Source organism: Heliomicrobium gestii (assembly GCF_009877435.1).
GTDB classification, from domain to species: domain Bacteria; phylum Bacillota; class Desulfitobacteriia; order Heliobacteriales; family Heliobacteriaceae; genus Heliomicrobium; species Heliomicrobium gestii.
Genome location: NZ_WXEX01000006.1, coordinates 222,134 through 235,976 on the forward strand (window position 1 = coordinate 222,134; position 13,843 = coordinate 235,976).

A 13,843-nucleotide genomic window follows, 5' to 3' on the forward strand; every position below is an offset into this window, starting at 1 on the left:
ATCCCATCCTCGCGGTATTAGGGCAGGGGACTTTTGGTCTTCAGCAGGTCCAGGATTTGCGCCATCTCTTCGACAGAAAGATGCTGTCCCGATAGGCTGGCGCCGTTCCAGCGGCTGTTCATGCCAGAAAACAGGCGATCAATCGCCGATTCCCGGCCAAACTCCTCGATCTGCGGTTTTCCTTGGATCCCCGCCATCGACGCCGCCAACGCCACGGCGTCATAGAAGTTGCCCAGTTCGTCCACCAGCCCCAATTCCTTCGCCTGCCGCCCGGTGAAGACCCGACCGTCGGCCAGGGCGCGCACCCGCTCGACAGGCATTTTGCGGCCTTCCGCCACCACGTCGATGAACTGGGCGTAAATATCGTTGACCATGCCCTGGAGGATCTCCCGTTCTTCCGGTGTCATGTCCCGCGCCGATGAGGCGATGTCTTTGTAGGGTCCGCTCTTGATCACGTTGGCCCGGTAGCCCACCTTCTGGTAAAGCTCCGTCAGGTTGGCCAGATCGAGGATCACCCCGATCGATCCGGTGGTGGTCGCCGGGTTGGCCACAATCTTGTCCGCCCGGGACGCCACCCAGTACCCGCCGGAGGCGGCCACATCACCCATGGAGGCGACGACCACCTTGCCGCTCTCGCGGAGGCGGTCCACCTCACGGCCGATCTCCTGGGAGGCCGCCGATGTCCCCCCGGGCGAATTGATGCGCAGCACGACGGCTTTGATGCCTTTGTTCCCTTGCAGTTGGCGTAGCGTCTCCAGCACATCGTTGGAACCAGCCTGGCCGCCTAACAGCCCGCCACCGCCGCCGGCATCGGCGATCATCCCTTCCAGCCGCACCACAGCCACCCTGTTGCCCGCCGGAGGATCGCCGGAACGGTGGCCGCCGGGCCGGAAGAGGACGAGGAGCACCGAAAGAGCCGCTACCGCCAGGATCGCGCCCACAACCCACTGTTTCCTTTTTGCCAAAGCAATCCGCCTCCTCTGGCTGGACTTGTCCTTATTTTACCCATGGAAGACGTGTCAAGCCGGCCCGTTGATCACGAACCGGCGGCCCATTCCGCCGCTTGGCTGCCGCCGAGCTTCGAAAGACGCGTCGTCTCGGCGCTCACATGGAGGCGCGGCACATTCAAGGCCACGACGGTTCGCCGCGCCGGAAGCTGGACGACCGTGCCCGGCTGAACATCCGGGATGGCGGTCACATCGATCATCGTCATCTGCATGGCCACCTTGCCCAGGACCGGCGCGCGCCGGTCGCCGATACGGACCGACCGGGCCAGCGGCCCTATGCCGAAGTAAGCGGCCGACGTCTTGAGGAGCACCTTGGCCAAGTCCCAGAGGCTCACCGGCATGCTGACCGGTTCGAGCTGGTAACCGTCCACATAGCCGATGGGCAGCACGGCCACACGGGTTTCACGGCCGGTGACAAAGGCGCGCCCATAGCCGACGCCATGACCCGGCGGCAGGGTGGCCACATGGGCCACACGGGCTTTTAGCCGCCACACGTCGCGCAGGGCCAGGCCGGCGGCCACGGGGCCGGCCGGCTGGCCATAGAGCAGCGTGCCGACGCGCACCCCGTCGAAATGGTACTGGGGAAAAGCCATCGTTGCCGCCGAATTGGCCACATGTTTGACCGGGATCGCCGCGCCGGCGCAGGCCTCCATCGCCGCCACCGCCTCGCGAAAGCGCGCCACTTGACGGTGAACATGGCCCACATCGCCGGTGGCCGCCGTCGCCAGGTGGGTGAAGGCCCCTTCCAGATAAAGCTCGTCTTGACCCAAGATGGCGGCCACCAACGAGGGCGCCTCCTCGGCAAACACCCCCGTTCGGCCCAGTCCCGTTTCTACCTTGATGTGAATGGGCAGTTTTCGCCGGCCCTGGCGCCGCCCCTCCCGGGCGATCGCCAGCGCCGCCTCGACGGCGCTCACGCTGGCCGTCAGGTCGTACCGAACCAGCTCGGACGCCTCTTCGGCCACAAAGGGGGCCATCACCAGGATGGGCGCGTCGATCCCGCTTTGGCGCAGTTGGACGCCCTCGCTCACATGGGTAACGGCCAGGCGGTCGACGCCGTTCTCGACGAGGCAACGGGCGCACTCGACGATGCCGCAGCCGTAGGCGTTGGCTTTGACGACGCCGTAGAAGATCTTTTCATCGCCCAGATACTGCCGGATCGCTCGCGCGTTGTGGGCCAGGGCGTCCATATCGACCTCGACCCAACACCCCAGCCCCCGGGCGGCTTCCTCCCGCTGCCGTTCTTCGACGCCAGCGCTCTCCGGTCGCATCACGCTCATCGGTCTTTGGCCTCCTCGTCAGGATCCCTTCCGCCGGGAGAGGATCTTGCGCACTAGATTCTGGTACATGGGCTCGGCCACATTCCAGAAGTGATAGAAAAAGGGCTGGTATACTCGATCATATTCGCCGATAAACCCGACATAGTCCCCGTTGAAACCGCGCTTGAAGCGAACCAGCCCGTAGAGGGGATGGTCTTCGCCGACATGGCCGGGCACGCCGCGGAAATCATAGAGGGTGCAGCCGTTGGCTTTGGCCCAGCTGATCATCTTCCACTGCAACAGGTAGTTGGGCATGACATTGCGGTGGCGGTTTGACGAAGCGCCGTAGATGTACCAGGCCTTGTCGCCCAGGATAAAGGCGAGGGTTCCGGCGATGACCTCTCCCTGGTAGCGGGCGATGAACAGCTTCGCCATCCCCGCAGGCACCAGGTTGTCCCACATGTCTTCAAAATAGGAGTAGGCGCGCACGAGGAAGTCGTCGCGCTCACAGGTCTCCTTCAAGACCTGATAAAAGCCAGGCAGTTCCTCTTTGCCGCAGTTCTCATCGACGACAACGCCCTTTTTTTCGGCCAGCCGTATGTTATAGCGCGTTTTCTGATGAAAACGGGCAAAGACTTGCTCCAGGTCGTCCGATATGTCGAGGCGAAAGACATGGCGCGGTTGAACGCCTTCAAAGCCTTCGCCCTTATCGACGAGCCGGAAGCCGCGCGACCGGAGGTAGTCGGTCCACGCCGGCGCCGGTTCGATGACATCGGGATCGATTTTGAGAAAAACAGCCTTTTCCCGGCGGGCCAGCGCCGCGATCCCTTCCAGCAGCCGGTCGGCCACATCGGGCCGCGCCGGGTCGATGACCGGTCCCCGGGGGGCGTAGAAGATATGTTTGCCCAATGCCGGGATGCGCCGTTTCAGGATGGAGACCGCCGCCAGCGGCGTTCCCTCCTCCTCCACCATCAGCCGGTGCGGCTGCCAGCCCGTGCGGGACTTCACGTCGCCCCACTCCCAGGACTGGAGGACATGGCCTTTCGGGTGCTCTGCCATAAACCGGTTGAAACGCTCCTTGTCCTGGATGCCCAGTTCGCGAACGTTCAAGTTGGAAAATCCCCTTTCTCTCCGTCAGAACGCAGGTTCACATTTCCCGCTCATAACCGAGGAGACCTTTCCGAACCCTCAAAGGGACTGCGAAAAGGCCTCCGTCTTTTTCAGATGCTGTTCCTTTTACTGCTGCTGTTCGTGCTGGTTCAACGCGGCGTTGATGAAGTCCCGGAACAGGGGGTGGGGCCGGTTGGGCCGGGACTTGAATTCAGGGTGGAACTGGGAAGCGACGAACCAGGGATGGTCCTTCAATTCAACCACTTCGATGAGTCGGCCATCAGGGGAGGTGCCGGAGAAGGTCATGCCGGCTTTCTCCAGGGCGGCCCGGAAGGTGTTGTTGAATTCGTAGCGGTGGCGATGGCGCTCGTAGATGACCTCGTCCTGATAGGCGTCCCAGGCTTTGGTGTTGCGGTTCAACCGGCAGGCCCAGATGCCCAGACGCATGGTGCCGCCTTTTTCCTCCACGTCTTTCTGCTCCGGCAGCAGGTCGATGACCGGGTGTTCCGTCACTTCAGCGAACTCGCTGGAATGGGCGTCCTGCCAGCCGAGGACATGGCGGCTGAACTCGACGACAGCCAACTGCATGCCCAAGCAGATGCCCAGCATGGGGATGCCCTTTTCCCGGGCATACTGCAAGGCCGTGATCTTGCCCTCGATGCCCCGGTCGCCGAAGCCGCCGGGAACAAGGATGCCGTCCACGTCGCCCAGGAACTCTTCCGGATGGGCCCCTTCCAGATCGGCCGAGTAGATCCACTTGATCTTCACAGCGGCGTCATGGAAAAGACCGGCGTGACGGAGCGATTCGGCAACGCTCATGTAGGCGTCAGGGAGGGCCACATATTTGCCAACGAGGCCGATGGTGACCTGGCGCTGGGGATTCTTGATCTTCTGCACCAAGGCCTCCCAGTCCTTCAGATCGGGCTCGCCGCATTTCAGGTTCAGCTTTTCGATGATGATGTCGTCGAGGCCCTCTTTTTTCAGCAACAAAGGCACTTCGTAGATGGTCTCGCAGTCGACGTTCTGGATGACCGCTTCCGGCTCGATGTCGCAGAAGAGGGCGATCTTTTCTTCCAGTTCCTTGGGGAAGGCTTTTTCAGTCCGGCAGACGATCACATCGGGCTGGATGCCGATGCTGCGCAGCTCTTTCACGGAGTGCTGCGTCGGTTTCGTCTTCAACTCGCCGGCGCTGGCGATGAAGGGCATCAGCGTCACATGGATGTAGGCGACGCGCTCCTTGCCGATGTCCGACTTCATCTGGCGAATCGCTTCCAAAAAGGGCAGCGACTCGATGTCGCCGACGGTGCCGCCGATCTCGGTGATCACCACGTCCGGGTTGCTCTCGCGGGCGACGCGCAGGACCCGCTCTTTGATCTCGTTGGTGATGTGGGGGATGACCTGGACCGTGCCGCCCAAGAACTCGCCTTTTCGTTCTTTCGAGATGACCGACCAGTAGATCTTGCCGGTCGTCACGTTGGAGGCCTTGGTCAGGCTGATATCGACAAAGCGCTCATAATGGCCCAGATCCAGGTCTGTTTCCGCCCCGTCGTCGGTGACAAATACCTCGCCATGCTGGTAGGGGCTCATGGTGCCCGGGTCGATGTTGATGTAGGGGTCAAACTTCTGGATGGCCACTGTGAGGCCGCGGCTTTTGAGCAGGCGGCCGAGGGAAGCGGCTGTGATCCCTTTGCCCAGGGAGGAGACGACGCCGCCGGTGACAAAAATGAACTTCGTTTGCATTACCATGCCTGCTTTCTCTTCGACCGTTCACTCCGGTTCGGGTTTTACACTCCATCTATTCTACCCAAAGAGTGTCAAAGGATCAACAAAAAGCGAGCTTATTCAGCTCGCTCCCAGTCATCGTCTCGGCCCCGACCGTAATCGTGGTCGCGGTCATCATAATCCTCTTCGTCGCCGCCTTCGCCGTCTTCGTACTCCACTGTCTTGTTGAGCAAGGAGATGGTCGGGATGCGCCGGGCTGACTTGGCCGGCGCCCAGTTGCGCAGGCCCCAGAGGCCGTTGCCAAAGTAGACGAAACGCATATCCAGGTTCATCTGGGTGTAGACGGCGGCGATCGATTTGGGATCCTCGGGGTCTTCGTAACCGATGCGGGACAGGGCCTGCACGATGAGACCCCGGAAGTGGGTGTTTTCCCCTTTCTCCTTCAGCAGTTGGAAGAGAACATCCATTTCAGAGACCCGGCGGCCGGTGTTCACGGTGGTGATGGGTTCGGACACTGTGCAGCACTCCCTCGATATCGTCGACGCATTTTTTTCGGAGCGGTTGGTAGTGGCTGGGGCGGCTTGGGTCGTTCGCTAAGCGCTCCGCGGCGGCTCACTGGGCAGCGAAGCGGGGGCGCCAAAACTCACGGGCTTTTCCGCATGTCGTGGCGCCCTGATCCGCTTCTCCGCCTTCGCTCGCGCTCGCCGCTCCGCGCAAAACGCTCACGACCCAAGCCGCCCCAGGCCGCAATTCATCATGGTGCTTCTGGGTAAAGGATAGCCTTTACCCCTCCCCAAGCCGGCAATTCGTCATTGCTCTCCTGGGGGAAGCTACCCTTACCGCCCAGGCACACTTTGATCGCTCTTGGACAAGCGAGACCTTTTAAGGGGTCTTTCTAGTATTTTACACCTGACTATACTACATACGCTCTGGTGCTGTCAAACCCATGCAATGGAGGACGTTGCGCAGGACGATGCGCGAGTCGTCGACGAGGAGGAGGCGGGCGTCGCGCAATTCCTTTTCATCGGTGAGGACGCGGCAGTGAGTGTAGAAGCTGTGGAAGAGGGCGGCCAGGTCTTGGGCGTAGCGGGCCATGCGGTGGGGCTCCATCTGGGTCGCCGCGCGGGCCACTTCGTCGGGCAGGTCGGCGATCTTGCGAATCAGGGCGATCTCGGCGGGGTGATCGAGGACGGACAGGTCGAGGCCGCCCTCATCGTGGGAACCCTGCGGCACGACGTAGCCCGCTTCCTGGGCGGTGCGCAGGATCGAGCAGATGCGGGCGTGGGCGTATTGGACGTAGAAGACGGGGTTTTCCGAGGACTGGCTCTTGGCCAGGTCCAGGTCAAAGTCGAGGTGAGAGTCGGCGCCGCGCATGACGAAGAAGAACCGGGCCGCGTCTTTGCCGACCTCTTCGACCAGTTCGTCGAGGGTGATGTACTGGCCGGTTCGCTTGGACATGCGGACGATCTCGCCGCCCTTGTAGAGACGCACCAGTTGCATCAGGATGACGTCGAGCTTCTGCGGGTCATAGCCGACGGCCTGGACGGCGTTTTTCATCCGCGAGACGTGACCATGGTGGTCGGCGCCCCAGATGTTGATCACCCAATCGAAGCCGCGGTCGAACTTGTTTTTGTGATAGGCGATGTCGGCGGCGAAGTAGGTGGGGATGCCGTTGGAACGGACGAGCACCTCGTCCTTCTCCTCGCCGAGGGCCGTCGCCTTGAACCAGAGAGCGCCTTCGTTTTCATAGATGTAGCCGTTGGCGCGCAGCGTCTCCAGCGTCCGCTGGATGGCGCCGGAATCGTGGAGGGACTGCTCGGAGAACCAGACGTCATAGATGACGCCGAAGCGCTCCAGGGTCTGGCGAATGGCGTCCAGTTTCTCCCGCAGGGCGTACTTGACGAGCATCTCCCGGCGCAGGGAGGACTCCATGTTGAGGTACTTGTCGCTTTCTTTGGCGATCAGTCCGCGCATCGTCTCGACGATGTCTTCGCCGTGATAGCCCTCTTCGGGGAAGGGCACATCGCGGCCGAGCAGTTGCAGATAGCGAGCTTCCAAGGACTTGCCGAAGTTTTCGATCTGGTTGCCGGCGTCGTTGATGTAAAACTCTTTTTGCACATCAAAACCGGCCAGGCGGAGCAGGTTGGCCAGGGTGTCGCCGAGGGCGGCGCCGCGGGCGTTGCCCATGTGCAGCAGGCCCGTCGGGTTGGCGCTGACAAACTCGACTTGCACCCGCCGTCCGGCGCCGGCGTCAGAGGCGCCGTAGACGGCGTCGGACTGTTGGACCGCCGGGAGGACCGGGTAGAGCCAGGAATGATGCAGGGTAAAATTGATGAAACCGGGACCGGCCACCTGGATGTCTTTCAGCCAATCGCCCCGGTCGATGTGAGCGACGATCTTTTCCGCCAATTGGCGGGGGTTCATGCGGGCCTCCCGGGCCATCAACATGGCCACGTTGGTGGCAAAATCGCCATGTTGTTTTTCACGAGGCACTTCCAGCACGAAGGCCGGAATTTGAGTAAAGGCGACTTCCCCGGCCTTGCGGGCCTCTTCCAGCGCTTGCTTGACAGCAGCCAAGATGCGGCGGCGAATATCTTCAACGAAGTTCACTGAATCTATTTTCCTCCTTCACCGTAATCAAGAGCGAGTTATCGCTCAGTTTCCGCTGATCGAACTGCAGTTCATATTCCAAATTAATGGAGCCACCTCGGTCGCCCAGGTCCACCTGCACCTTGGAGGGGATGACGCCCATGTGCATGCTGCCGTAGGGGGTGACGTAGATGGACTCATTGAGGACGCCTTCTTCGAAGGTCTGTTTCAGTTCCGAACGGCCCATTCGGTTTAAGGTGACGCGGTTCGTTTCGATCTTGAGGGAGGTGGTGGTGCCTTCCATCCCGGATATTTCAGATTCGTTATAGACGATGTAATAGGAGTTGGGCTTGATGAACATCTTTCCTTCGGTGACGAGATGGATGGTGTCTGTTTCCCCAACGTCGTTCCTTTGGGTTCCCAGAACCGATACCAGTACGTCTTTCCTCATCCCGAACGCCCTCTTTCCTATAAAATTGCCTTAACAATTCGGTGACAGACGGCGGTTTCCTTCCGCCTGCCACCATTTTTCCCGGGAATTTGTGATCTTAGGATCGTGCGGGGGCATGCTTGTCCCTTATAGCTCACCGTCCACCCGTAGCCCGCGACTTTAACTCCTCCATGTCGCAGATGACGATCTGCTGGCGCTCCACCTCCAGGATCTCCAGCCGCTCATACTCGGCCAGGATGCGGGAGACCGTTTCCCGCGAGGTGCCCACGATCTGGGCCAGTTCCTGACGGGTCAGGTTGAAATCGATGCGTGTTCCCCGGCTGTCCGGCACGCCGTAATCATGGGCCAGCTTATAGAGACGGGCCGCCACCCGGCCATAGGTGTCGAGGAGGGCGAGATTTTTCATATGCCGGTAGGCCTGACGGAGCCGCCGCGCCTCCACCTGCAGGCAAGCTGCCGCCAACGCCGGGTGGTCCGCCACCAACTGCCGGAACTCCTCCACCGGCAGCCGGCTCACACGGACCGGTTCCATCGTCTCCGCCGTATAGGGGCTCGCTCCCGGGTCAAAGGCGGCGATCTCACCGAAGATGTCGCCGGGATCGACGATCGACACCACCTTCTCCTGCCCGTCAGGGTTCATCTTGGCCAGCCGCACCTTCCCCTCATGGAGGAAGTAGACCGCATCGGCCACCTCTCCCTCCTGCAACAGGGGCTGGCGTTTTTTCAACACCCGTTCCCCCACCCGGGCGGCCAACTGCCGCAAAACCTCCTCCGGCAAAGAGGCCAACGCGTCGATCGCTTTCAAGGCTTCCCATTCGATGATCTTAATCGCCTCCCTTACGTCTTGGCGGCGTTTTCATTCTCTCCGGTCCTGTTTTTAGGGAACTTTCTGTACGGAATAGTCTCATGTACAGGGAAAGCCTGGGTGTATTGGCGCGCCCAGACTCACACTTTCGGAATGTTCCGCCCCGAAAAGATCTCATACATCTCTTTTTTGAGCCGCTGCTTGATCTTTTTCTTCTCACCGGGCAGTAATTCTTTCTTCGCCGTTCCGAATAAATAGTTGTCCAGATCAAATTCTTTCAACAGCATCTTGGTGTGAAAGATGTTGTCCTGATAGACGTTCACATCGATCATTTGGTACAGTTCGCGCGTATCTTTGGCGATGTAGTTTTGGATCGAATTGATCTTGTGATCGATGAAATACTTCTTCCCGCTCACGTCGCGCGTAAAGCCGCGCACCCGGTAGTCAGCGATGACGATGTCGGAACTGAAACTGTTGATCAGGTAGTTCAGCGCCTTCAAGGGAGAAATCTCACCACAAGTCGACACATCGATATCCGCCCGGAAGGTGCTGATCCCCTTGTCCGGGTGGCTTTCCGGGTAGGTGTGCACGGTGATGTGGCTCTTGTCCAGATGGGCCGCCACCGCATTGGGAATGACCATGGCGTCATCGTCATCGCCGCCCTCCCCGTCTTCACTCCCGTTTCCATTTCCGATTCCCGCTTCCTGCTCGACCTTGCCCTCCGAGATCAGCATGGTCACGCTGGCGCCCTGGGGATCGTAATCCTGCTTGGCGATATTCAGGATGTTGGCGCCGATAATGTTGGCCACTTCGATCAAAATATTGGTCAGGCGCTCCGAATTGTACTCCTCATCGATGTACTCGATGTACGCCTTGCGGTGCTCCGGCGTTTTGGCGTAACAGATATCATACATATTGAAGCTCAATGTCTTGGTCAGGTTGTTAAATCCGTAGAGCTTCAACTTTTTAATCGACTTAATCTCCATGCTCTTCTCCCCACGCCTTCTGACTTATCGGTCTGTCTTTTCTCCCACTTCATCAATACGTTGATTATCCGCTCGATGCCGGGATAGTGTCAAGAATCAACCCGTATGTAATTTCTTTGACAATTAAACCATTTTGAAAAAATCCCCCTTGTCGACCTGTTCCGAAACGTGTAGATATGGCATAATCGGGGGTGTACTGTTTGTTTAAAGTCTTCGGGGGAAGAGGGGGAGAGCCGCGATGGCGAAGGAAACAGCAAACATCATGGACGTGTCCCAACTGCTTCATCAACTCAAAGAAGCGAACACCGAGATGAGCAAAGTGGTCAAAACCATCGACCATATCACCAAGCAAACAAACCTACTGGCCTTAAATTCGGCCATCGAGGCCGCCCGCGCCGGGGAAGCGGGCCGCGGGTTCAGCGTCGTCGCGGCCGAGATCAAGAAACTGGCTGATCGCAGCTTTGCCGCCACGAAGGAAAGCACCGACCTGATCGGCAACATCCAGAGCAAAGCGAATGACGTCATCGCCGTGCGCACTGCCGATGTGGCCTATGATACGATCGACAAGATCGATCGCAACCTCTTTGAGCGCAACTGTGACGTCCAGGCCTGGGCCACCTTCGACAAGATCAAAGCCTGTCTCCGCGAAGAGACGCCGGCCCGCGTCGATGCGGCGACGGCGCTGATGAAAAAAATCGTCGACATCTATGAGGTCTATTATGACCTGTACCTCGTCAACCGTGACGGGCGCATCGTCGCCTCCGGCGTGGACAAGTCCGTTATCGGGCTGGACATGTCCAGTCGGGACTGGTTTGCCGAAACGATGCGCCGCAACGACGTCTATGTGACGGACATGTACTACTCCGAGGTGGTCAAAGGCCACACCGTCTCCTATTCCTGTCCTGTTCGCGATGAAGAGGGCAATGTGCTGGGCGTTTTTTCCACCCGCTTCAACTGGAACTTTATCTATGACATCATCGATTCGGCTCGCACCGGAAGCACCGGCGATATCTTTGTGATCAACAAGGCCGGTCTCGTCATCGGCGGGCGCAACCGCGCCGGGATCCTCCAGAAGAACCTCAGCCACCTCCAGGCGGCTCAAAAGGCGATGGCCGGCGAACCCTATGGCTTCACCATCGAGCAGGACGGCAACGGCAAGCTGCAGATCTTCGGCTACGCCCGCACACGGGGATACAACGCCTATAAGGGAAAAGACTGGTCCGTCATCGTCAGTGAAGCCCTGTAACGTAGCGCCCCGCCGCCCATCCTCGTCCCTATCGACGTAAAAAACCGCCCTTCCGCAGCCTATGTGGGGAAGGGCGGTTTTGCCTTATTCCTCCGTATCCAATAGATCACTGGCCGAGAAGGTCTTGCTGATCGGCTGCGCTTTCTCCGGCAACTCCTTGCCCACGATCTGATCGATCCGTTCCAACAGCGCCTGCGGTTCAAAGGGCTTCAACACATACCCCGCCACGCCGGCTGACTTGGACCGCAACACATCGACCGTGTTGGCGCTCGAGGTGATCATCATGATCGGGATCGACTGGGTCCGCCAGTCCCGCTGCAATTCGGCGATCGCCTGAAAGCCGTCCATGACCGGCATCATGATGTCCAGCAGCAGCACCTCTGGAGGGGGTTGCAGACGCTTGGCCATCTCCACCACATCCCGGCCGTTGTGGGCGATAAAGACACGATGTCCCTGGGGGCTCAGGATCTTCTTCAACAACTCACAGTTCGCCACATTGTCTTCACCGATCAGAATCCGCGCCACGGCAACCACGCTCCGTATTCCTCTTTTATTGCTGCCTCTCGTCCATCGGCTTCATTGATCAAACAAAGCGGTTGTTTGCTCGGTCGCGTACAACATCAATGGTTTTCGTCACAAACCAGTATAATGGAAGTCGTTCTCCCCGGAAAGAGATGAATGAGAAAAATCAACATGAAAGGGAAAGCGCACAAGAAAAGTGGTTCCTTGGTTTCCCGTCTCTATGGACATCTGGGCCTGATGGCGGACAACGATGTTTTGGCAGACGGCGAGCCCCAAACCGGTTCCCTGTTCCTTCGTCGTGAAAAAAGGCGTGCCCAGCTTTTTCAGCACAGCGGGGCTGATCCCAGATCCCTGATCGTGGACCGCCAGCACCACCTCTTCGTCTTCGCAACCGCTGCGGATCGTCAGCGCCCCGCCTTCGCCCATCGCCTCGAGACCATTGCGAACCAGGTTGAGTACGAGTTGGCGGATTTCTTTCTCCCCGAGATAAATCTCCGGGATCTCGCCCAGATCCAACCGGATGGTTTTTTGGCCCAGCGAGGCGTCGGCCTCCAGCAGGGGATGGAGCGCTCGGATGATGGCATTCAGGTCCTGCCGCTTGAGATCGTCCACCTTGTGCTTGGCCAGCGACAAAAACTCGGTGATGATCGAGTTGGCCCGGTCGAGTTCGTCGATCATCAAGTCAAAATGCTCCCTATGGGGCGCCAACTCCCCTTTTGCCCCTAGGATCTGCAGAAAGCCGCGGACGGTTGTCATGGGATTGCGAATCTCATGGCCGATGCCGGCGGCCATCTGAGCGACCAGATTCAGCCGGTCGAGACGGGCAAACTCCCCTTCCAACTTGCGGATCTCCGTGATATCGTTCACCGAGTAGAGATGACAGAGGCGCCCTTCCAGCGCGATCACCTCTGCCGAGACCAGCCAGATCCGGTCCTCCCCCGACTTGGTGCAGATCTTCCGCTCCACATTGCGAAAAACGCCGGTGATCGCCTCGCCGGCATCGGGGGCGCCGCTCTCCTCGGCCTCACAGAGACAGAATTCGGGCAATTTCTGCCCGATCACCTCATCCCGTTCATACCCCGTCGCTTGCAAAAAGCAGTCATTGACCTCGATAAAACGGCCATCGCCCATGGCGGTGATGCACATGGGGTGGGGATTGGCGTGAAAGGCTTTGGCGAATCTCGCTTCCGATGTGGTCAAGGCGTTGACGGCCTGCATCCGCTTGGTCACTTCGATGGCCAGGTCTCGCTTCACTCGCCGGAAATGGCGAGAGTCGGCGCGAAACTTGTCCACCAGCGGATTTAACTCCGGCAACAGATCGGGCGAAACATGATGATTCTCGACCATGGCGGCGCGACCAAAACCCACGATCTCGGCGCGGAAACGGCTGAATATTCTCCCCGCGCCGGCGATGAGCAGTCCCGCCAGGATGGCCTCCACAAAGATCACCTCCCCCGTCCGCAGCAGGACAGGGATGTGAAAGTCGCGATTCCGGACAAAGGCCATGCCATAGACCGACGCCTCGCCGGGAACCGGCCGTATCTGAACAAGCACCGGGTTGCTCCACCATCCCAGGAAGACCGCTCCCCTTTCCTCCGTCTCCCCGGACGCCAACACCGGCGCCGGGACATGGGCGGCCAGACCCGTTTGCTCCCTTTCCGGCAACGCCGGAAGGGATGCGTTCCAGAGGGGAAAGATATAATCGACAACACGGATGCGGTATCGTTCGTGGCTGCGCAAAGCGAGAAACTGACCCTGCTCACCGGAGTAATAACCGATCGTCAATCCGGGATAGAGCGCCGCGATCTCGTCTGCCACCGCTTGCCACCCCGCTGAGGCGGCTCGCTTTTCCATCTCTGCCGTGGCCGATATGATATCATTGGAGCGTTCAAAGCGCTCTTTTTTCAAAAACACCATATGAACAATCCCGCTCAAGATGGCCGTATGGACGATGACGAGCAGCACCATCGCCAGGTAAAACCGCTTGGTGATCGGCTGCGGAAGCAGTTTCTGCCGCCAGAATCGAAACCATGCGCCGCTATTCAACAGGGAGTTCTCCGGTTTCTCCATGACCATCACCCAAATCCCGTTCACACCTTTGCGTCCTTTCGCCCAAAAGGCGTCAAAATGAAAAAGGCTCGAACCA

At 59.4% G+C, this 13,843-nt stretch carries 12 protein-coding genes; 1 reads left to right on the top strand and 11 read right to left on the bottom strand.

Going from position 1 to position 13,843, the window contains the following annotated elements; translation table 11 throughout:
* Positions 1-17: 17 nt before the first annotated feature.
* From sppA to speD, 9 genes are all read right to left on the bottom strand, one after another.
* Complete coding sequence (gene sppA, locus GTO89_RS09035) at positions 18-965, bottom strand: signal peptide peptidase SppA (RefSeq protein ID WP_161261743.1); 948 nt, start codon at positions 963-965, stop codon at positions 18-20.
* Between the two features lie 71 nt (positions 966-1,036).
* On the bottom strand, positions 1,037-2,287 hold the full coding sequence (alr, locus tag GTO89_RS09040) for an alanine racemase (protein WP_161261744.1): 1,251 nt from the start codon (positions 2,285-2,287) through the stop codon (positions 1,037-1,039).
* Positions 2,288-2,305: 18 nt separating this feature from the next.
* The gene (locus GTO89_RS09045; protein WP_161261745.1) at positions 2,306-3,376 is read right to left on the bottom strand and encodes a lipid II:glycine glycyltransferase FemX; all 1,071 of its coding nucleotides are present in this window, start codon (positions 3,374-3,376) and stop codon (positions 2,306-2,308) included.
* Positions 3,377-3,502: 126 nt separating this feature from the next.
* Positions 3,503-5,116 (bottom strand): CTP synthase, encoded by a 1,614-nt coding sequence (locus GTO89_RS09050; protein WP_161261746.1) that lies wholly within the window; start codon positions 5,114-5,116, stop codon positions 3,503-3,505.
* A 98-nt stretch (positions 5,117-5,214) separates the two neighbouring features.
* Positions 5,215-5,613, bottom strand: a complete 399-nt coding sequence (gene rpoE / locus GTO89_RS09055; RefSeq protein WP_161261747.1) for a DNA-directed RNA polymerase subunit delta — start codon at positions 5,611-5,613, stop codon at positions 5,215-5,217.
* Positions 5,614-6,016: 403 nt separating this feature from the next.
* On the bottom strand, positions 6,017-7,708 hold the full coding sequence (gene argS, locus GTO89_RS09060; RefSeq protein ID WP_161261748.1) for an arginine--tRNA ligase: 1,692 nt from the start codon (positions 7,706-7,708) through the stop codon (positions 6,017-6,019).
* Positions 7,695-8,138 carry a DUF1934 domain-containing protein gene (locus tag GTO89_RS09065; protein ID WP_161261749.1) on the bottom strand — a complete coding sequence of 148 codons (444 nt, stop codon included), beginning with the start codon at positions 8,136-8,138 and terminating at the stop codon, positions 7,695-7,697. Before GTO89_RS09065 ends, argS begins: the two co-directional genes overlap by 14 nt.
* Before the next feature lie 133 nt (positions 8,139-8,271).
* Positions 8,272-8,943: a Crp/Fnr family transcriptional regulator gene (locus GTO89_RS09070; RefSeq protein WP_161261750.1), complete on the bottom strand. Its 672-nt coding sequence runs from the start codon at positions 8,941-8,943 to the stop codon at positions 8,272-8,274.
* Between the two features lie 140 nt (positions 8,944-9,083).
* A complete protein-coding gene (gene speD, locus GTO89_RS09075) occupies positions 9,084-9,929 on the bottom strand; it encodes an adenosylmethionine decarboxylase (RefSeq protein ID WP_161261751.1) in 846 nt (281 codons plus the stop codon).
* A 238-nt stretch (positions 9,930-10,167) separates the two neighbouring features.
* On the opposite strand from speD, the gene GTO89_RS09080 reads away from it, so the two are divergent.
* Positions 10,168-11,175 (top strand): methyl-accepting chemotaxis protein, encoded by a 1,008-nt coding sequence (locus GTO89_RS09080; protein WP_161261752.1) that lies wholly within the window; start codon positions 10,168-10,170, stop codon positions 11,173-11,175.
* Between the two features lie 84 nt (positions 11,176-11,259).
* Here the strand turns inward: GTO89_RS09080 and GTO89_RS09085 are convergent, their stop codons facing one another.
* The gene (locus tag GTO89_RS09085) at positions 11,260-11,709 is read right to left on the bottom strand and encodes a response regulator (RefSeq protein WP_161261753.1); all 450 of its coding nucleotides are present in this window, start codon (positions 11,707-11,709) and stop codon (positions 11,260-11,262) included.
* 99 nt (positions 11,710-11,808) lie between these two features.
* Entirely contained in the window at positions 11,809-13,791 is a 1,983-nt protein-coding gene (locus tag GTO89_RS17840; RefSeq protein WP_328793885.1) for an ATP-binding protein, read from the bottom strand.
* Positions 13,792-13,843: the final 52 nt, after the last annotated feature.